Source organism: Amycolatopsis sacchari, from assembly GCF_900114035.1.
GTDB lineage: Bacteria > Actinomycetota > Actinomycetes > Mycobacteriales > Pseudonocardiaceae > Amycolatopsis_E > Amycolatopsis_E sacchari.
In genome coordinates, this window is record NZ_FORP01000010.1 from 210380 (window position 1) to 229365 (window position 18986).

Here is an 18986-nt window from a genome sequence, read left to right on the forward strand (position 1 = left end):
TTACCTCTCGACGACAACCGTAAACGGTCCGACGTCCCGCTGCGCGAACCGCGGCGAGTCGAACAACGCCGGGTCGAAACGCACCTCTTCGACCGCCACCGGCGACGCCTGCGGGAACGAGTCCGAGGCGACGTACGCGAGGAGCCGGCCCTGGTCGTCGTCGCGGCGGAGGACGAACACGTCGGGCGCGCGGTACGGGCTGTCCGCGAGGCGCTGCAGCAGCTGGCCGGAATCGGCCGACGCGGCCCAGTTCCTGATCTCGGCGCTGCGCCGCGAGTACTCGGCGAGCGGGTTCGCGTAGTGCGGCGTCGTCTGCTGGAAACCCCAGTACGGCACGAACGACAGCAGCCGGTCGGACGCCGAGAGCACGACGTTGTCCGTCCGCGGCCGCCCGGACAGCTCGTCGATCGTGCTGATCAACTGGCCGGTCCAGGCGCCGTCCTGCTCCGGGTCGTGCTGGCCCTTCGCGTTGTACCCGTTGTCGTAGTAGTCCGACTCCGCGGTCTTCACCTGGTCGCCGAGCGCCTGCACGGAAGCCTGCGACAACGCCAGCGCACCGGCGAACGCGAGCACGAACCCGCTGAGCAGCACCGGCCGCGACCGCTGGAACAACCCGGGCACCCAGCGCAGCAGGTCCACGGCGGCGAACACACCGGCCACCGCGAGCACCGTCTCGAGCGTCACGATGAACCGGAACGCCAGCAGGGTGGTGTGCACGACGAGCGCGAGCGTCGACAACGCGAACCACACGTACACCAGCGCCGTGACGGTCAGCAGCGGCAGCGCGACGGGGTTCTGCCGCACGCGCAGCACGAGCCACACCAGCCCGGCGAGGCACAGCACGCCGAGCACGCTCGTCGGCGCGAACGGGGTCGGGAAGTAGGCGCTGATCTCGGGCAGGAAGTGCGCGGCGACGTTCGGCTCGCCGAGCCCGCCCGCGAGCAGGAACGGCCCCCACGTGACCAGCGACAGCACACCGGTCACCACGCCCATGACGACCAGCCGCACCAGCGACCGCCGCACGATCGCGCCCACGGCCTCGCCGCCCCGCGCGTCGAGCACGCCGGCGAGCACCGCCAGCACCACCACCGCGAACACCCCGAACACCAGGTGCAGGGTGTAGGTGATGCCGCAGATGCCCAGGTACACCCCGATCAGCAGCAGCGGCCACGCGGGCACCCGGCCGCGGTGGCGGAACACCCGCCACGCCAGCACCACGACCGGCGGCAGCCACGCCGTCGTCGGCCACGCGTACGGCTCGTCCACCGCGACCGTGACCAGCCCCGCGAACACCGTCGCGATCGAGGCGAGCAGCGCCAGCCGGCGCCGCACCACGAGGCTCCACAGCACGAAGGCGACCACCGTCGCCAGCGCGATCCACAGGATCGAATACGGCTTGTACGCGGCCCAGCCGGGCCAGCCGAGGAGGTTCGCGAAGCGGCCGCCGAGCCAGAACCAGCCGCCGGGGTAGTACGGGGCGATGCCCTGGTAGTTCATGTCCGCCAGGCCGTGCCCCGAAGCCATCCGCTCCAGGTACTGCAGGCGGAACGTGTTGTCGCCCGAGGAACCGCCGAGGTAGAACCGCGTGGCCTGCAGCGGAACGGCCAGCAGGAGGGTCGCGAAGGCGCTCAGGGCGGCCCACACGCCCGCGAGCCGCAGCCAGGACGGCCAGCGGCGGGCCCAGCCCCACGCGAGCCCGGTGAACAGCACCAGCAGGATGACCGCGGTGGCCAGGTTCACCAGCGCCTGCGGCACGTACGTGCCGGGGTCGGTGCCGATGTGGCTCGCCGCCACCTGCAGCACCATGCTCACCACCACGGCCAGCAGGCCGCCGAGCACCAGCTCGGCGACCGCGCGGCCGGCCGGGAGCCGGGTCAGCGGAGGTTCGTCCGGCAGCGGTGCCGTGTCCCTCGCGGCGGGACGAGCCAACGCCGTCGTCACAGGTAGAACGTCACCGCGAGCGTCGCGACCCACAGCAGGCCGAGGATCTGCAGGACGCGGTCCTTCAGCACGACCTCCTCGGGCTCACCCGCCGTGCCGCCGTCCACGTCCACCGCGTACCGCAGCACCGCGATGACGAACGGCACCATCGAGATGACCGGCCACACCGAGCCGTCCGCCCGCTCACGCAGCTCGAACGCCCACAGCGAGTAGGACATGATCACGATCGCCGCGGAGGTCGCCCACACGAAGCGCAGGTAGCTCGCCGAGTACTTCTTCAGCGACGAGCGGATCTTCGCGCCCGTGCGCTCGAACAGCATGATCTCGGCGTACCGCTTGCCCGCGACCATGAACAGCGAACCGAACGCCGTGACCAGCAGGAACCACTGCGACAGCGCGATGCTGGCCGCGACACCACCGGCGATCGAGCGCATCAGGAAGCCCGAGCCGACGATGGCGAGGTCGACCACCGGCTGGTGCTTGAGGCCGAAGCAGTAGCCCAGCTGGACCGCCTCGTAGACCCCGAGCACGATCGCCAGCTGCGGGCTCGCCAGGAACGACAGGCCGAGCCCGACGCCGAAGAACACGATCGAGGCCGCGTAGGCGAGGGGCACCGGCACGATCCCGGCCGCGATCGGCCGGTTGCGCTTGGTCGGGTGGGCCCGGTCGGCCTCCACGTCGATCGCGTCGTTGATCAGGTACACCGACGACGCGACGAGGCAGAACGCCGCGAACGCGACCAGCGCGTCCAGCAGCACGCCACCGTTGGTGATCTGCGCGGCGGTGAAGGGCGCGACGAAGACCAGCACGTTCTTCGCCCACTGGCGCGGACGCGCTGTCTTCACGACGCCCAGCGCCATGCGCACCGGGCCGCGTTTGGCCGGGGTCCGGCTGTCGTCGGCCTCGGCCGGCGTGGTCTCCGGTTCCGGCACCACGTCGGTCTCGGCCTTGTTCACTGAGTTGGTCACGGGCGGCTTTCCCCCTACCCCTTTTTGCTGATCTTCCTGCGGAGCAGACCACCGACCACGCCGCCGAGCGCCGCTCCGGCGAGCACGTCGGTCGGGTAATGCACCCCGAGCACGAGCCTGGAGGCCAGCATCGGCGGCACCAGGGCAGGAACCAGGTTACGTCCCGTCAATCCAGAGTAGAGGACGGCGGCCGCCGTCGTGGACGTGGCGTGCGAGGACGGGAAGCTCAGCCTGCTCGGCGTGCCGACCAGCACCTCCACGCTCGGGTCCTCCGGCCGCGGGCGGCGGACCACCCGCTTGACCGCGATCGACGCGCCGTGCGCCGCGACGACGCCCCCGGCCGCGACCAGCCAGTCCTTGCGCCGCTTGCGGTCGACGGCGGCGCCGACGAGCCCGGCGGCGAACCAGCCGATGCTGTGCTCACCGAAGTGCGACAGGCCGCGCGCGGCCTTCACCGCCGCCGGGCGCTTGAGCACGCCCTGCACCTTCGCGAGCACGTCGATCTCGGTGCGCCGCCGTGCGCTCTTCTCAAGCATCGAGGCTCCCGTCCAGTGGTGCGCCTTCGGTCAGGTGCGGGGCGATCTTGTTGTCGAACACCGACAGCGCCGAACCGATGGCCATGTGCATGTCGAGGTACTTGTAGGTGCCCAGCCGGCCGCCGAAGAGCACGTTGCGCTCGGCCGCCTCCTTCTTGGCCAGCTCCCGGTACTGCTCCAGCTTCTGCCGGTCCTCGGGCGTGTTGATCGGGTAGTACGGTTCGTCGTCCTCCTTCGCGAAGCGCGAGTACTCACGGACGATGACCGTCTTGTCCTTCGGATAATCACGCTCCGGGTGGAAGTGCCGGAACTCGTGGATGCGCGTGAAGGGCACGTCCTCGTCGTTGTAGTTCATGACCGAGGTGCCCTGGTAGTCACCCGTCGGGACGACCTCCTGCTCGAAGTCGAGCGTGCGCCAGCCCAGCCGGCCCGCGGAGTAGTCGAAGTAGCGGTCGACCGGCCCCGTGTAGACCGTCGGCGTGCCGGCGGGGATGAGGTCGCGGACGTCGAAGTAGTCCACGTTCAGCCGGACCTCGATGTTCTCGTGGTCGGCCATGCGCTCCAGCCACGCCGTGTAGCCGTCGACCGGCAGGCCCTCGTAGGTGTCGTTGAAGTACCGGTTGTCGAAGGTGTAGCGCACCGGCAGCCGGGTGATGTTGGCCGCGGGCAGTTCCTTCGGGTCGGTCTGCCACTGCTTGGCGGTGTACCCGCGGAAGAACGCCTCGTACAGGGGACGGCCGATCAGCGAGATCGCCTTCTCCTCGAAGTTCTTCGCTTCCTTCGTGTCGATCTCGCTCGCCTGCTGCGCGATCAGCGCGCGCGCCTCGTCCGGCGTGTGCGACTTGCCGAAGAACTGGTTGATCAGCGCCAGGTTCATCGGCAGCGGGTAGACCTGCCCCTGGTACTTGCCGAACACCCGGTGGGAGTAGTTGGTGAACTCGGTGAACTGGTTCACGTAGTCCCAGACCCGCTTGTTCGAGGTGTGGAACAGGTGCGCGCCGTAGCGGTGGATCTCGATGCCGGTCTCCGGCTCGGGCTCCGAGTACGCGTTGCCCCCCAGGTGGGCACGCCGCTCCAGGACGAGCACCCTCTTGCCGAGCTGGCTGGCGGCGCGCTCGGCCACGGTCAGCCCGAAGAACCCGGAACCGACCACGACGAGGTCGTACCCGGTGAAATCGGCTGCCGAAAAGTCACTGCGGTTCGTGTGCTCGCTCACGGGCGTCGAGGGTACCCACGCTACGCAGTGCTACCGCACCGGCCGCACCTTAAGCCGTGCCGTGCAATTCCGGCAACACGTCGGACACGACCTGTTCGAGCACTGTTTCCCTGCCCTCGTACGGACCACCCGAACGGGGCCAGTGCGTCACGATGTCGGTGAAGCCCAGCTCGCCCGCGCGGCCCGCCGCGTCCCGGAACGCTTCGACGCTGGCCAGGGAGAACACGGGCGCCGAGTCGAGGCTGAGGTAGCGGTGCACGCTCGCGGCGTCGCGCCCGGCCTCGCCCAGGATCTCGTCGAACTTCTTGACCAGCCCGGCCACGCCCTGCCACCACTCGTCGAGCGTTTCGGCGGGGTGACCGTTGGTGATCCACCCGCCGCCGAAGCGGGCGGTCAGGCGCATCGTGCGGGGCCCGTTCGCCGCGACGAGGAACGGCAGGCGCGGCCGCTGCACGGGACCGGGCAGGTTGCGGGCGCCGACGGCCTGGAAGTACCGCCCGGAGTAGTCGAACCCATCCGTCGTCAGCAGGCCGTCGAGCGCCTCGACGAACTCGGTCAGCCGGTCGGCGCGCTCCCGCGGCGTCGGTTCGCTGCCGCCCAGCACGAAGTTGTCGTAACCGAGACCGCCCGCGCCGACGCCGAGCAGGAAACGGCCGTCGGCGATGTCGTCGAGCGTGATCAGCTCGCGCATGAACGGCACGGGGTGCCGGAAGACGGGCGACGCGACGAACGTACCGAGGCGGATGGTCGAGGTGACCATCGCGGCGGCGGTGAGCGTGGGCAGCGCGGAGAACCACGGCCCGTCCACCAGCGACCGCCAGCCGAGGTGGTCATAGGTCCAGGCGTGGTCGAAGCCGTACTCCTCGGCGGCCCGCCACTTGGGCTCGGCGGCCCACCACCGGTCCTCCGGGAGGATCACAATGCCTACGCGCACGTAGCCAACGCTATCTGGCACGGGGCGCAAAGGGACAATGGGAGTGTGGAGCAACCCCTGCTGATCGCCTCCGACGTCGACGGAACCCTGCTGGACGCCCGGGAGCGGCTGTCCCCCCGCACCCGGTCGGTGCTGCACCGGGCCGCCGACGCCGGTGTGCCGGTCGTGCTGGCCAGTGGCAGGCCGCCCCGGTGGATCCCGTCGGTGGCGAGGCAGGCGGAGCTGACCGGGTACGCGGTGTGCGCGAACGGCGCCGTGCTGTACGACATCGGACAGGACCTGGTCGTCGAGGTCAACGGGCTGCTCGAACCGGTCCTGCTCGGTGAGGTCGTCCGCGAGGTGGAGAAGGCGATCCCCGGCTGCGCGTTCGCGGCGGAGCGAGCGGGGAAGCGGGCGCTGGAGCCGGGCGTGCACAACCTCGTCGTCGAGGAGGACTACTTCAACCCGTGGGGCGACGGCGGCGAGGGCGTGCGGGTGGCCCGGGCCGAGATCACCGGCCACCCGGCGATGAAACTGCTGGTCAGCAGGCCGGGGATGACGTCGGACGAGATGGCCGAGGCGGCGGGCGCCGTGCTGGACGACAACGTGGACATCACGTTCTCGGCGGGCTCGGGGCTGATCGAGATCGCCGCGCACGGCATCACCAAGGCGACCGGCCTGGCGGCGGTCGCCGAGCGCTTCGGGGTGCCCGCCGAGCGCGTCATCGCGTTCGGCGACATGCCCAACGACGTGGCGATGCTGGAGTGGGCCGGGCACGGCGTCGCGATGGCCAACGCGCACCCGGCCGCCAAGGCCGCCGCGGACGAGATCACCGGCCCGAACACCGAGGACGGTGTCGCGCAGGTGCTGGAACGCTGGTTCTGACCGGCCGCGATGTCGGAAAGCGGCAGCGGCTGCCGCGCCGCTGCCGGATAGCGACGAAATCCACCTCGGGTTTCGGTATTTCGCCACCTCGCCTGATTGCCTGGCGTCGCACAAGACGAGGAGGCGACAGTGGCGAACGTGGTTCTGGTGCACGGAGCGTGGAGTGACGGGTCGGTCTGGCAGGAGGTGGTCGCCGCCCTCCAGGACGACGGGCACCGGGTGCTGGCCGTCCAGCTGCCGCTGACCTCGCTCGCGGACGACGTGGCCTGGACGCGGCGGGCGATCGCGACCTTCGACGGGCCCGCGATCCTGGCCGGGCACTCCTACGGCGGCACGGTGATTTCCGCCGCGGCCCGCGAGAACACCCAGGTCAGAGCGCTGGTGTTCGTCGCGGGGTACGCGCCCGACGAAGGCGAGACGATCCCGGCCCTCAGCGAGCGGGGTGCCCCCACCCCGGGGCAGAAGGCGATCCGGTTCGACGACGACGGCTGGTCGACCCTCGATCCCGGGCTGTTCGGGGACGCGCTCGGCGCCGACCTGCCCACCCGGACGACGCGCGCTCTCGCGGCCTCGCAGAAGCCGACGCACGGCGCGTGTTTCTCGGCTCCCGCGGAGCGCGGGGCGTGGCACGACCTGCCGTGCGCCTACGTCCTGTCCACCGACGACCGGATCCTGGACCCCGGGCTGCAACGGTGGTTCGCCGACCGCACGGAAGCCCGGGTCACCGAACTGCCCACCAGCCACCTCTCCCCGGTCTCACGGCCGCGCGAGGTGGCCGCCGCGATCGCCGGGAGCTAGTCCTGGGGCGGCCGCGGTGCCGTGCCGCCGAGGTGGGCGGGCAGCCACCAGCGGTCGCCGGGACCGCTGGGCTGCTCCGGGTACTCCGCCTGCGCCTTGTCCAGCAGGGCCGACATCCGGGTCCGCAGGTCCTTCGTCAGCAGCTCCGGGTCGTCCTCCGGCCGCGGCCGCAGCGGCTCGCCCAGCAGGACCGAGATCGGCACGTGGCGCTTCGTCAGGGTGCGCGGGTGCCCCTTGGTCCACAGCCGCTGCGTGCCCCACACCGCCATCGGGATCACGGGCACGTCCGCCTCGGCGGCCATGCGCACCGCGCCGGACTTGATGTTCTCCACCGTGAACGAAGGGCTGATCGTCGCCTCGGGGAACACGCCGACGACCTCGCCGGCCCGCAGCCGGGCGACCGCCTCCTCGTACGAGGCGCGCCCGGCCTCGCGGTTGACCGGGATGTGGTGCATCCCGCGCATCAGCGGCCCGGAGACGCGGTGCCGGAACACCTGCTCCTTCGCCATGAAGCGGACGAGCCGCCCGGCGGGCTGGGCGCCGAGGCCGCAGAAGATGAAGTCGAGGTAGCTGACGTGGTTGCACGCGATCACCGCGCCACCCCGCCGCGGCAGCCGCTCGCCGCCCTCCACCCGCAGTTTCAGGTCCAGGACCCGGAACATGGTCTTCGCGAACAGGATGACGGGTGGGTAGACGAGCTCAGCCATGCCCCCAGGTTACGGAACCGTAGGTTACTTGCGCGTAATCGCGATTCAGATCTCACCGCGCAGGGCCTGGTAGTCGATCTTCCCGCTGGCCAGCAGGGGTACGGCGGCGATCGGCCGGACGTCGAACCGTGACGCGTGCAGGTGCAGCCGGTCGGCCAGCGCGTGCGAAACCTCGCGGCACGCCTCCGCCCCGAGGCCCTCGGCGAACAGCACGACCTTGTCGTTCCCTGGCACGGCGGCCACCAGGCCGGCCTCCGGCGCGCTCGCGCGGACGGCCTGCTCCAGGTCGTCGAGGCTGAACAGGTTGCCGAACACCGAGCCCATCCGCTTGAGCCTGCCGGTCACGAACAGGAAGCCGTCCTCGTCGAGGTAGCCGAGGTCCCCGGTCGCGAGCACGCCGCCGAGCTGGTCGCCCAGCGCGAGCCCGGCCTCGTCCACGGCGTAGCCCATCATCACGTTGGGGCCCCGGTAGACCACCTCGCCGCTGATCTTCGGGTGCGTGGTCTCCGACCCGTCGGGGCAGCGGATCGAGAGGTGGCCGCCCGGCACCGCCGGGCCCACCGACTCCGGTTTGTGCGCCAGCAGCTCCGCGGGCATGGTCGACATCCGCGGCCCCGCCTCGGTCTGCCCGTACATCACGTACAGCCCGCCGCCCACGGCCCGCATCTTCGCGTCGAACTCGGCGACCAGCTCGGGCCGCAACCGCCCGCCTGCCTGCGTCAGTGTCCGCAGCCGCGGGTACCGGGCCGGGTCGAAATCCAGCCGCCGCAACATCTCGTAGTGCGAGGGCACGGCCGCGAGCGAGGTGCAGCCGCACTGCTCCACGGCCTCCCAGAACGACCGGGAGCGCAGGCCCGAGGGCTCGATGACGACCGTCGCGCCGCGGGCGAGGTGCGAGTTGAGCACGGACAGGCCGTAGGCGTAGTGCGGCGGCAGGTTCGTCGGCGCCACCTCGCCGGGACCGATGCTCAGCACCTCGGCGATCGCGTGCGCGTTCGACAGGACCGCGCGCCGCGACAGCTTCACCAGTTGCGGGACGCCGGTCGACCCGCTGGTCGCGAGCAGCAGCGCCAGGTCCGGGTGCGGGGACACGCCGTCGGGGTCCGCACGCACCCAGTGCCCGTCCTTCGCCAGGTAGCCGGGCGGCTCCGGGGCCTCGGGCGCGGTCAGCACGGCGGCCGGGCGGAACCGCGTGACCAGCTCGGCCAGCGCGTCCGCGGTCAGCGCGGGATCGAGCAACGCGATCGGCCGGCCGCTCTCGAACGCGGCCAGGTAGTACCGGATGCTCTCCAGGTCGGTGGCGGTGCGGGCGAAGAGGACACCGGTCGGCAGGGCGGAAAGCGCTTCCGCGACGCGGGTGACCTCCAGCACCAGTTCGTCGTGGCCGAGCACGCGTCCCGCGGTCGCGTCGACGATCCTCGCGCCGTCGCCGATGAGCGTCACCCCGGTCTCCTTCCGCTCGTGGCCCGCACCAAGGTAGAGAGCGCGTGGCGCGGCCCTTCCGGCAACCCGCCGTTTACCCTGGGCCCGTGACGCGGCGTGCGGTGGTGATCGGTGGCGGGATCCTCGGCCTTGCCGTGGCGTGGGAACTGACCCGCCGCGGCACCGCCGTGACGGTGCTGGAGAAGGAGCGCACGTGGGCCGCTCACCAGACCGGGCACAACTCCAACGTGGTGCACGCGGGCCTGTACTACAAGCCCGGATCCGCGAAGGCGCGGATGTCCGTGGCGGGCAACAAGTCCATTGTGGACTTCGCGAGGGAGCACGGGGTCGGCGTCGAGGTGTGCGGCAAGCTCGTGGTCGCCACCGCGGAGTCCGAACTGCCCGCGCTGCAGGTGCTCGCCGAGCGGGCCGAGGCCAACGGCGTGCCCGCGCGGCTCGTCTCGCCGGAGGAGGCGCGCGAGTACGAACCCGAGGTGTCCTGCGTGCGGGCGCTGCGCGTGGAGTCCACCGCCATCATCGACTTCCCCGGCGTGTGTGCGGCACTCGTCCGGCTGCTCGAGGAGAAGGGCGCTGACCTGCGGCTCGGCACGCCCGCGCTGGGCATCCGCCCAGGCCGCACCGGCGGGGTCGAGGTCGCCACGGGCAGCGAGGTGCTGCGGGCAGACGTGCTGGTCAACTGCGCCGGGCTGCAGTCGGACCGCGTCGCGCGCCTGGCCGGGCTCACCCCGAGCGCCCGGATCGTCCCGTTCCGGGGCGAGTACTACGAACTGCGGCCGGAACGGCGGCACCTGGTGCGCGGCCTGATCTACCCCGTGCCCGATCCCGCGCTGCCGTTCCTCGGCGTGCACCTGACGCGGATGCTCGACGGCAGCGTGCACGCGGGGCCGAACGCGGTGCTGGCCCTGCGCCGCGAGGGTTACCGGTGGCGTGACGTCTCGCCCGCCGACCTGCTCGACGTGGCCCGCTTCCCCGGTGCCTGGCGGCTCGCCCGCAAGTACGCCTTCCCGACCGGGCTGGACGAGGTGCTGCGCTCGCTGTCGAAGCGCCGTTTCGCCGCGAGCCTCGCGCGGCTCGTGCCCGCCGTCGGCCCCGACGACATCGTGCGCCACGGCTCGGGCGTGCGGGCGCAGGCGCTGCGCCCGGACGGCTCCCTCGTCGACGACTTCCTCATCGAGACCGCGCCGGACCAGGTGCACGTGCTCAACGCCCCGTCCCCCGCCGCGACGAGCGCGCTGGAGATCGCCTCCTACGTCGCGGACCAGGTTTAACGGCGCGGTTACACGCGGCGCCGCTGGATTTCGCACCGCACACCTAGCGTCACCGGGGTCTTCGGTGGGAGGTGGGCATGGCGGGCAGTCCGTTCGAGATCGTGCTGCCGGCGCAGACGGGCGTCGGCGTGGTGGCGCCGTTCGACTTCGCGCTGGACCGGGAGCTGTGGCGCTGGGTGCCGGACCGCGTGTGCCTGCACACGACGCGTCTGCCGTACCTGCCCGAGCCCGTCACGGTGCAGCTGGCCGAGGCGCTCAGCGACCCGCACGGCGTCCGCCGCGCGACCAGGGACGTCCTGGTGCCCGAACCGCTCGTGGTCGCCTACGCCTGCACCTCCGGCAGTTTCGTGGGCGGCGCCGAGGGCGAGGCGGCGCTCGTGCGGGGGATGCTCGACGCGGGTGCGCCCGCGGCCGTCACCACGTCCGGCGCGCTGATCCGCGCGTGCACGCGCCTCGGTGTCCAGCGGCTGGCGGTGATCACCCCGTACGTCGACGACGTGACCGGGCGGCTGCTCGACTTCCTCGCCGAGTACGGCATCACCACGACCGCGAGCCTGGGGCTCGGCCTGCTCGGCGACATCTGGAAGATGTCCTACTCCGCAGTGCTCGGCGCCGTCTCCGGCCTGGACCTCACCGGTGCGGACGCGTTGTTCGTCTCGTGCACCAACGTGCCCACCTACGACGTCGTCACGCCGCTGGAGCAGCGCCTGGGCATCCCGGTGCTCACGGCGAACCAGGTGACGATGTGGGCGGCGCTCGAGGACGCCGGGGAGCGGCTCGCCGCGTCGAGCGCGCTGACCGCACCGCTGCGCGTGCCCGAGGTCGCCTGAAAGCCGCTGGTCGGGGTGGATACGCTGGACGGGACAATCCCGGCTCGTACCTGGAGTACCCATGCACGACCCCCGCCTGCTGCTCGACCCCGAGGTGGACGCGGCCGCCAAGCTGCGCCGCCGCGGCTACGTGCTCGACACCGACCGGCTGAGCAAGCTGGTGAGCCGGCGTTCCGAGGTCATCAGCGAGGGCGACCAGGCGCGGGCGCGGTCGAAGAAGGCCGCCGCCGAGGTGCAGGCCGCCGCGCGCCGCGGTGAGGACATCACCGGGCTGCGTGAGCAGGCGAAGCAGCTGAAGACGCGCATCGGGGAGCTGGAGGAGGAGCAGCGCAGCGTCGAGGCCGAGCTGAACGAGTTCCTGCTCGCGATCCCGAACCTGCCGCTCGACGAGCTGCCGGACGGCGCCACCGAGGAGTACGCCGAGGAGATCCGCCGGTGGGGCAGCGTGCCGGAGTTCGACTTCGAGCCGCTCGACCACGTCGACCTCGGCGAGCGCGCCGGGTTCCTCGACCTGCAGCGCGCCACGAAGCTGTCGGGCCCGCGGTTCGCCGTGTTCAAGGGTCCCGGCGCGAAGCTGGAGCGCGCGCTCGCCGCGTTCTTCCTCGACGTGCACATCGAGCAGGGCTACACGGAATTCTCGCTGCCCGCGCTCGTCACCCGGCAGACCATGACCGGCACCGGTCAGCTGCCGAAGTTCGAGGAGGACCTGTTCCGCACGTCGGTCGCCGACCGCGAGCTGTTCCTCATCCCGACCGCCGAGGTGCCGCTGGTCAACCTGCACGCGGGCGAGATCCTCACGCTGGAGGACCTGCCGCTGCGCTACACCGCGCACACCCCGTGCTTCCGCTCGGAGGCCGGTTCGTACGGCCGCGACACGCGCGGCCTGATCCGGCAGCACGAGTTCTCCAAGGTCGAGCTGGTGCAGCTCGTCGACGCGGAGAAGTCGCGGGAGGCGCTGGACGAGATCCTCGCGCACGCCGAGGAGGTGCTGCAGAAGCTGGGGCTCGCCTACCGGGTGATCAAGCTGCCCGCCGGCGACATCGGTTTCTCCGCCCAGATCACCTTCGACATCGAGGTGTGGCTGCCCAGCCAGCAGACCTACCGGGAGATCTCCAGCGCGTCGGACACGGGCGTGTTCCAGACCCGCCGCGCGAACATCCGCGGCAAGGGCAAGGATGGCAAACGCGGTGCGGTGGCGGCGTTGAACGCCTCCGGCCTGCCCGTCGGCCGCACCCTCGTCGCGCTCGTGGAGCAGAACCAGCAGGCCGACGGGTCCATCCGGATTCCCGAGGCACTGGTGCCGTACACCGGTTTCTCCGTGATCAAACCGGACGGCACCACAGCCTGAGGCACTCGTGGGTGAACCCCGAACGTGTCAGTTTCGGGGTCCCTTCCGGCCGTCAACTCTGTTGTGGACGGTTCAAGATCGGAAGGGGAGAACAAATCATGACGAGCATGCTTCGTCCTGAGGAACTGACCGAGCACGCCGTGGTCGACCCGCAGGGGAAGAAGATCGGCAAGGTGGGCACCGTCTACCTGTCCGACGAAACCCAGGAACCGGAATGGGTCACCGTCCGGACCGGGATGTTCGGCCAGAAGGAGAGCTTCGTGCCGCTGCGCGGCGCGCGGGTCGACAACGACGGGCTGCACGTCCAGGTGTCGAAGGACCAGGTGACCGACGCCCCGCGCTGCGAGGCCGACCAGCACCTGTCCGAGCAGGAGAGCGCCGAGCTGTACCGGTACTACAACCTGCCGACGCCGCGGGCCTCGATGGAGAACCGGACCGGCGGGCAGCGCGACCGCATGGGCCGCACGCGCACCGGTGAGGCCGGTGAGGCGGTGACCCGCTCGGAGGAGCAGCTGCGCGTCGGCAAGGACCAGGTCGAGACCGGCCGGGTGCGGCTGCGCAAGTACACCGTCACCGAGGAGCAGCAGGTGCGCGTGCCGGTGACGCACGAGGAGGTCCGCGTCGAGCGCGAGCCGATGACCGGCACCGAGCGCGGCGAAGCCCGGATCGGCGAGGAGGAGCAGGAGATGACCCTGCACGCCGAGCGGCCGCGGGTGGAGAAGGACGTCGTGCCGATGGAGCAGGTGCGGCTGCGCAAGGAGAACGTCACCGAGGAGCAGCCGATCTCCGGTGAGGTCCGCAAGGAGCGCATCGAGATCGACGACGACGCCGACCCGAAGCGCCGCAACCGCTAGCTCCGCACGAAGTCGGCGATGATCCGCCCGAGCTCCGGCCCGGCGTCCTCCTGGAGGAAGTGACCGGCACCTGGCACGGTGGGGTGGTCCAGACCAGCGGCGCCCCTCATGGCGCGCCGCAGGACCGGGGCCATCCCACCGGTGATCGGGTCTCCGTCGGAGAACGCGCACAGGAACGGGATGTCCAATTCGGACAGTACCCGCCACGCGCGCCGGTTGGCTTCGCTCGCCGGGTCGTCCGGCCGGATCGGCACGAGGTTCGGCATCGCGCGCGGCCCCGCCTTGTACATCTCGTTCGGGAACGGCGCGTCGTAGGCGGCGCGCACCTCGGGCGGCAGTTCGGTGCGGCAGCCCGACTGCACGAACCGCCCCACGTCGAGGACCGGCGCCTTCGCCACGGCGGCGCGGAACGCGTGCCACTCCTGCGGCATGTCCTGGTCGCCCGTGGGCAGCCCGGTGTTGGCGGCGACGACGCGGGCGAACCGGCCGGGGTGCTCGGCGACGAGGCGCAGCCCGATCAGCCCGCCCCAGTCCTGCCCCACCACCGTGACGCCACGCAGGTCGAGCGCGTCGAAGGCGAACGCGCGGATCCACTCCACGTGCCGGGCGTAGCTGTGGGCGATCACGTCGACGGGTTTGTCGGAGCGGCCGAAGCCGACGAGGTCCGGTGCGATCGCCCGCAGCCCCGCGTCGGCGAGGACGGGCAGGACCTTCCGGTAGAGGAACGACCAGCTGGGCTCGCCGTGCAGGAGCAGCACGGGCGGCCCGTCCGGAGGCCCGGCCTCGGTGTAGGCGATGCGGATGATGCCGTCGCCGGGGTCGTCGATGTCGGCGTACAGCGTGGGGAAGTCGAAGTCGGGCAGGTCGGTGAACCGGTCTTCGGGGGTCCTTAGCAGACGCACAGCCCCCACATTAGGAGATGGCGACCGCCACGACGAGCCCCAGAGCGAGGTGGGCGGCCGCGACCACGACGCTGGCGGGCGCGAACTGCTCGCTTTCGATGGTCGATCCGACGTTGATCCGCGTGGACCACTCCAGCAGCCGCACCGCCGCGACCTGCACCACGATGCCGAGCAGGCCGTAGACGAGCGAGGTGATGAGCCCCTCGGTGAGGTCGCTGGCCGAGTTGAAGATGGCGACCACCACGATGAACGCCATCGACAGCATCCCGGAGGCGGTCACGATGACCGCGTTCGGCAGACCCCGGCGCACGAGCGAGGACAGCTTGCCCGGCGTGGTCCAGTCGATCGCGTAGAAGCCCACCAGCATCAGCAGCAGGCCGACGACGCCGTACAGCAGGATCGCGCCGATCCCCTTGACGAGGTCGGAGCCGAAGGTGTCGGCCAGCGCGAGGGTCATGGAGATCTCCAGGGTGGTCGGTCAGTGTCGTTGTGGGGTGTTTATCACGATTCCGGAATGCGGTGGGGGACGAAGGCCGCGCCGTCGTCGGTGACCAGGCCCGCGGTCTCCCGGATCCCCAGGCCGGCGGAGCTGTCCCCGACGATCCACGCGCCCAGCGCGGGCCGGAACCCGTCGAACTCGGGCAGCGGGTCGAAGGCCTGGTAGACGTACCCCTCTTCGCCGTAGACGCCGGGCGTCTCGGTCTCGTACCCGGGTGCCACGATCGACACGTTCGCACCCTCGCGGCCCAGCTTCGGCTTGCGCACGTACTCGGTGAGCAGTCCGGGGTCGTCGACGAAGGCGGGCAGCAGGTTCGGGTGCCCCGGGTAGTTCTCCCAGAGGATCGCCAGCAGCGTCTTGTTCGACAGCAGCATCTTCCACAGCGGCTCGACCCACAGGGTGCGCGGCAGCGACTCGACGGCGTAGCGGCCGAACTCCTCGTCCACCACCCATTCCCACGGGTAGAGCTTGACGACGGTGTTCATCGGCGCCTCTTCGAGGTCGACGAACCGCTTGAGCACCGGGTCCCAGCCGATCTCCTCGATCGCGAGGCCGATGGTGTCGATCCCCGCCTCCGCCGCGGTTTCCTGCAGGTAGGACGTGGTGATGTGGTCCTCACCCGTGGGGTCGGCGGTGGACCAGGTGAAGTACACCTCGTTGGCGGGCAGCAGCGCGCGGACCTCCTGCCAGCGCTCGACGAGCTTCTCGTGGACGGAGTTCCACTGGTCGTCGTCGGGGAAGACCTCGGTCTTCCAGTGCCACTGCAGGACGGCCGCTTCGAGCAGCGACGTCGGGGTGTCGGCGTTGTACTCCAGCAGCTTCGCCGGGCCGCCGCCGTCGTAGCGCAGGTCGAACCGCCCGTAGACGTGCGGGTCGCGGCGCTTCCACGACTCGGCGATGTGCGGCCACACCCACTCCGGGATGCCGAACTGCTGGTACCGCTCCGTCAGCACGACGTGGTCGACGGCCTCGAGGCACATCGAGTGCAGCAACTCGACGTCGGCCTCCAGCGACAGCACCTCGTCCATCTCGAGGACGTAGTGCACGGACTCGTCCCAGTACGGCCGGTCCTGGCCGGAGCCGTAGCGGGCGGGGGTGCCGAACACCAGGCCCTGTTCCTCGACGATGCGCTGCCAGTCCCGGCGAGGGGTACTGGTTGCCCTCCGCACTTACGAGCCCCCCGACTTGCCGCTGCCGCCACTGCTCTTGCCGCTGATGCCGAACCCGCCGCGCTGCACGGTCTTGCCCGAGTTGGTCTTGATCGTCGGGTTGCCGGACGGCTTGGTGTACGTGCCGCCGGAGACCGGCTGCCCGACCGTGCCCGTGCCGCCGTAGTTGTAGCGGTACTGGGTGTACCCCCCACCGCCGGGGATGGGGATGAACCAGAACCCGGTGCCGGCGTTGTAGTAGCCGCCGTGGCTGACGGCGTAGTTGTCGTCGCAGTACTCGTCGGGCTGCACCACGTTGTTGGAGTCGGTGCAGACCGCGTTGACCGTCTCGGGTGTGCCGACGAGGTACCACGCGGCGACTACGCCGACGAGCCCGACCGTGACGCCGCTGCCGATCAGCACCTTGCGGCGGGTGGCGGCCTTGCGCTCGGCTTCCTTGTACGCCTGCTTCGCCGCCTCGGTGCGTTCCTTCTCCTCGGCGAGCGCCTTGCGGCGGGCACGCTGCTCCGCGAGCGACGGTTCGCGCGGTTTGGTCGTCTCCGGGTCCTGGAACCGCATCGAACCGCGCTGGGGCGCCTGCTCCGGAGGTTGCTGCTCCTCCGGCGGGGTGTCTTCGGTCATCAGGCAACACACTAACCACCCGAGGGTCGTCGTGCGGGCCGGACGCGGGCATTATTGGGGCGATGCTCGGACACGGCTTGGCAACGAACACGGTGCGCACACGACTCGTCATGGTCGGTGTGTTCCTGGGCGCGATCGTCGCCCTGTCGCTGAGCGTCGCCTTCTCGTGGGGCGACGGGGTCGTCGGTGGCGGGAAGGTCGAGGAGTCACCCGAGGCGAAGGCCGCCTTCCACGCGAACGCGGGCGCGTGCCTGAACTGGGTCCAGCCCGACGCGTCGGACATCCGGGTCGTGCCGTGCGCGCAGCCGCACCTGTACGAGGTGACGGGGGTGGTGAGCGTCGGCGACAAGTACCCGGCCGGTGCGCCGGCCCCGACCGTGGACGAGTGGCGCGAGCTGGCGATGGGGCGGTGCGCCGACGGTGCGGAGAAGTACCTCGGCAAGCAGCTCGACCCGTTCGGCAAGTTCACGGTGAGCGCGCTGCGCCCCGGCAACGACGAGTGGGCCGACGGCGATCGCGACATGCGGTGCGTCCTGCAGTGGGCGGCGCCGGGTGGTGCCCTGCAGCCGGTCACGGGCAACGCGGCGGGCCAGTCGCAGGCGCCGGTGTGGGAGCCGGGCACGTGCCTCGCGCTGGCGGGGAAGACCGTCGGCAACCCGATCGACTGCGCGCAGCCGCACGCGTACGAGATCGTCGCGACGGTCGACCTGAAGTCGCACTTCACCGGTGGTTACCCGTCGCAGGACGACCAGGCGAAGTGGCTGGACACCGAGTGCAACCACGACGTCCAGGGGTACGCGGGCGGTGTGGATCTGAACGCGCAGAAGCTGATCCTCACGTGGGACCTGCGGGAGCAGGAAAGCTGGGACGCGGGTTCGACGCAGGTCAACTGCAAGGTGGGGGCGAAGCTGCCGGACAACAGCGGGCTCGCCCCGGTGACCGGCAGCATCCGGCAGCAGGCCCAGGACGCGCCCCCGGCGTCGGCACCCCCGGCGAGCCCGACCGGTGGCGGCTGATGCCGGTCGACATGACCGTGGCCCGCTTCGAAGAACTGGTCGCCGACGCGCTGGACGCCGTCCCGCCGGAGTTCGCCAGGGCGATGGACAACGTCGTCGTGCTGGTCGAGGAGCGGAACGAGGAGGCGCCGGGCATCCTCGGCCTCTACCACGGTGTCGCACTGACCTCCCGCACCAGCGACTACGGCGGCGTGCTCCCGGACCGCATCAGCATCTACCGCGAACCGATACTGGCGATGTGCGACACCGAGGACGAGGTCGTCGAAGAAGTGCTGGTCACGGTCGTGCACGAGATCGCACACCACTTCGGCATAGACGACGAGAGACTGCACGAACTCGGTTGGGGGTAAGGCCCCAACCCACCCAGAGTTGGGTGATCATCCCGTCGCCTGATACCGGTGGATCACTTTGAGGGGCAGCCGCAACCTTTTTGCTCGCTGGCGGCCGACGTTGCCAAGCTTGCGGCTGGTCCTCAAAGTGATATGCACAAACCGCAGGCGACGGGATGATCACTCAACTCGACCACCTGCCCGAGGTGAGATCCCGTTGGGGTCCATCATCCTGGAGCCTGCCCGCCGGCCAATACCGCTAAGTTTAGGCGAGTTTCCGCAGCTCAGAGGCGTTTGGAGGCGTCGCCCACAGAGCGGTCACACCCCGACAGAACAGTTGCCTCGATTGAAGATTCCCCTCAACCGCAACGGCGACTGTCTCAAGTGGAGAACCGCCTAACCGGCGGGAACGACTGAACAGAGCCTCCGATAACGCCCTGACCAGGTAAAACGTACTAACTTAGCGGTATTGCCCGCCGGCGAGGCATTCTTTTTCTTTTCCCTGGTCCGGCTGAGTGCCCGGGTGCCGGGGTCTCCCGGCGCTGGCGCGCCTGCTGAGCGGCCCCACCCCCGCCCCGATCCTTGAGTGTTCACGGCCGCTCCACCGCGTCAAGAGCGCCTTCGGCGTCGCTTCGCGATGGGCTCCGCCCACCCTTGACAGTGAGGATGATGGGTGCGTGGCTGCTGGTTCGGTGTGTGACTCGACCCTTGACTGACCTGTGGTGTCTTTGCCGGGATTTGTC

General features: G+C 70.6%; 19 protein-coding genes. 8 read left to right on the top strand and 11 right to left on the bottom strand.

The genetic code is table 11. The features are described 5' to 3' along the window. The 5 genes from BMZ92_RS18980 to BMZ92_RS19000 are packed head-to-tail and all read right to left on the bottom strand — an operon-like array spanning position 1 to position 5595. Positions 1-1941, bottom strand: a complete 1941-nt coding sequence (locus BMZ92_RS18980; protein ID WP_091509329.1) for an arabinofuranosyltransferase — start codon at positions 1939-1941, stop codon at positions 1-3. After that, positions 1938-2909, bottom strand: coding sequence for a decaprenyl-phosphate phosphoribosyltransferase (locus BMZ92_RS18985; protein WP_177228764.1), 972 nt, complete (start codon positions 2907-2909; stop codon positions 1938-1940). The genes BMZ92_RS18980 and BMZ92_RS18985 overlap by 4 nt, the downstream gene beginning before the upstream one ends. 14 nt (positions 2910-2923) lie before the next feature. Further along, positions 2924-3445, bottom strand: coding sequence for a phosphatase PAP2 family protein (locus tag BMZ92_RS18990; protein WP_091509332.1), 522 nt, complete (start codon positions 3443-3445; stop codon positions 2924-2926). Further along, positions 3438-4661, bottom strand: coding sequence for a UDP-galactopyranose mutase (gene glf / locus BMZ92_RS18995; protein WP_091509334.1), 1224 nt, complete (start codon positions 4659-4661; stop codon positions 3438-3440). The genes BMZ92_RS18990 and glf overlap by 8 nt, the downstream gene beginning before the upstream one ends. A 49-nt stretch (positions 4662-4710) precedes the next feature. Beyond that, positions 4711-5595, bottom strand: coding sequence for an LLM class flavin-dependent oxidoreductase (locus BMZ92_RS19000; RefSeq protein ID WP_091509336.1), 885 nt, complete (start codon positions 5593-5595; stop codon positions 4711-4713). Between the two features lie 45 nt (positions 5596-5640). Between BMZ92_RS19000 and BMZ92_RS19005 the strand changes: the two genes are divergently transcribed. Both BMZ92_RS19005 and BMZ92_RS19010 read left to right on the top strand, forming a co-directional pair. Then, the gene (locus BMZ92_RS19005) at positions 5641-6459 is read left to right on the top strand and encodes a Cof-type HAD-IIB family hydrolase (protein WP_091509338.1); all 819 of its coding nucleotides are present in this window, start codon (positions 5641-5643) and stop codon (positions 6457-6459) included. A 129-nt stretch (positions 6460-6588) separates the two neighbouring features. Then, complete coding sequence (locus BMZ92_RS19010) at positions 6589-7257, top strand: alpha/beta fold hydrolase (protein ID WP_218153494.1); 669 nt, start codon at positions 6589-6591, stop codon at positions 7255-7257. Here BMZ92_RS19010 and BMZ92_RS19015 read toward each other — a convergent pair. Both BMZ92_RS19015 and BMZ92_RS19020 read right to left on the bottom strand, forming a co-directional pair. After that, a complete protein-coding gene (locus BMZ92_RS19015) occupies positions 7254-7964 on the bottom strand; it encodes a lysophospholipid acyltransferase family protein (protein ID WP_091509339.1) in 711 nt (236 codons plus the stop codon). The genes BMZ92_RS19010 and BMZ92_RS19015 overlap by 4 nt on opposite strands. Positions 7965-8009: 45 nt before the next feature. After that, positions 8010-9407, bottom strand: a complete 1398-nt coding sequence (locus tag BMZ92_RS19020) for an AMP-binding protein (RefSeq protein WP_091509342.1) — start codon at positions 9405-9407, stop codon at positions 8010-8012. Between the two features lie 86 nt (positions 9408-9493). On the opposite strand from BMZ92_RS19020, the gene lhgO reads away from it, so the two are divergent. The 4 genes from lhgO to BMZ92_RS19040 all read left to right on the top strand — a co-directional run bounded on the left by lhgO (position 9494) and on the right by BMZ92_RS19040 (position 13707). Continuing rightward, positions 9494-10675, top strand: a complete 1182-nt coding sequence (gene lhgO / locus BMZ92_RS19025) for an L-2-hydroxyglutarate oxidase (protein WP_091509343.1) — start codon at positions 9494-9496, stop codon at positions 10673-10675. 77 nt (positions 10676-10752) lie between these two features. Then, positions 10753-11505 carry a maleate cis-trans isomerase family protein gene (locus tag BMZ92_RS19030; protein ID WP_091509345.1) on the top strand — a complete coding sequence of 251 codons (753 nt, stop codon included), beginning with the start codon at positions 10753-10755 and terminating at the stop codon, positions 11503-11505. A 61-nt stretch (positions 11506-11566) separates the two neighbouring features. Continuing rightward, positions 11567-12853, top strand: a complete 1287-nt coding sequence (gene serS / locus BMZ92_RS19035; protein ID WP_091509346.1) for a serine--tRNA ligase — start codon at positions 11567-11569, stop codon at positions 12851-12853. A gap of 98 nt (positions 12854-12951) precedes the next feature. Further along, complete coding sequence (locus BMZ92_RS19040; RefSeq protein ID WP_091509349.1) at positions 12952-13707, top strand: DUF2382 domain-containing protein; 756 nt, start codon at positions 12952-12954, stop codon at positions 13705-13707. Here the strand turns inward: BMZ92_RS19040 and BMZ92_RS19045 are convergent. Genes BMZ92_RS19045 through BMZ92_RS19060 form a run of 4 tightly spaced genes read right to left on the bottom strand, consistent with a single transcriptional unit; the run spans position 13704 to position 16898 of the window. Continuing rightward, positions 13704-14609, bottom strand: a complete 906-nt coding sequence (locus BMZ92_RS19045) for a haloalkane dehalogenase (RefSeq protein ID WP_177228765.1) — start codon at positions 14607-14609, stop codon at positions 13704-13706. The genes BMZ92_RS19040 and BMZ92_RS19045 overlap by 4 nt on opposite strands. A 10-nt stretch (positions 14610-14619) precedes the next feature. Next, complete coding sequence (locus BMZ92_RS19050; RefSeq protein WP_091509354.1) at positions 14620-15072, bottom strand: DUF350 domain-containing protein; 453 nt, start codon at positions 15070-15072, stop codon at positions 14620-14622. Positions 15073-15110: 38 nt separating this feature from the next. Next, the gene (locus tag BMZ92_RS19055) at positions 15111-16277 is read right to left on the bottom strand and encodes a glutathionylspermidine synthase family protein (protein ID WP_091509355.1); all 1167 of its coding nucleotides are present in this window, start codon (positions 16275-16277) and stop codon (positions 15111-15113) included. Next, entirely contained in the window at positions 16278-16898 is a 621-nt protein-coding gene (locus BMZ92_RS19060) for a cell envelope integrity protein TolA (RefSeq protein ID WP_177228767.1), read from the bottom strand. A gap of 62 nt (positions 16899-16960) precedes the next feature. Here BMZ92_RS19060 and BMZ92_RS19065 point away from each other — a divergent pair, with 62 nt between their 5' ends. Next, on the top strand, positions 16961-17914 hold the full coding sequence (locus BMZ92_RS19065; protein WP_425425827.1) for a septum formation family protein: 954 nt from the start codon (positions 16961-16963) through the stop codon (positions 17912-17914). Continuing rightward, on the top strand, positions 17914-18264 hold the full coding sequence (locus BMZ92_RS19070) for a metallopeptidase family protein (RefSeq protein ID WP_091509358.1): 351 nt from the start codon (positions 17914-17916) through the stop codon (positions 18262-18264). Before BMZ92_RS19065 ends, BMZ92_RS19070 begins: the two co-directional genes overlap by 1 nt. Positions 18265-18986 lie beyond the last annotated feature (722 nt).

Bases quoted from the DNA above. Each gene is read 5' to 3' on its own strand.
- BMZ92_RS18990 (WP_091509332.1), bottom strand. From the start codon at position 3,445: ATGCTTGAGAAGAGCGCACGGCGGCGCACCGAGATCGACGTGCTCGCG.
- BMZ92_RS19015 (WP_091509339.1), bottom strand. From the start codon at position 7,964: ATGGCTGAGCTCGTCTACCCACCCGTCATCCTGTTCGCGAAGACCATG.
- BMZ92_RS19030 (WP_091509345.1), top strand. From the start codon at position 10,753: ATGGCGGGCAGTCCGTTCGAGATCGTGCTGCCGGCGCAGACGGGCGTC.
- serS (WP_091509346.1), top strand. From the start codon at position 11,567: ATGCACGACCCCCGCCTGCTGCTCGACCCCGAGGTGGACGCGGCCGCC.
- BMZ92_RS19040 (WP_091509349.1), top strand. From the start codon at position 12,952: ATGACGAGCATGCTTCGTCCTGAGGAACTGACCGAGCACGCCGTGGTC.
- BMZ92_RS19060 (WP_177228767.1), bottom strand. From the start codon at position 16,898: ATGACCGAAGACACCCCGCCGGAGGAGCAGCAACCTCCGGAGCAGGCG.
- BMZ92_RS19065 (WP_425425827.1), top strand. From the start codon at position 16,961: ATGCTCGGACACGGCTTGGCAACGAACACGGTGCGCACACGACTCGTC.
- BMZ92_RS19070 (WP_091509358.1), top strand. From the start codon at position 17,914: ATGCCGGTCGACATGACCGTGGCCCGCTTCGAAGAACTGGTCGCCGAC.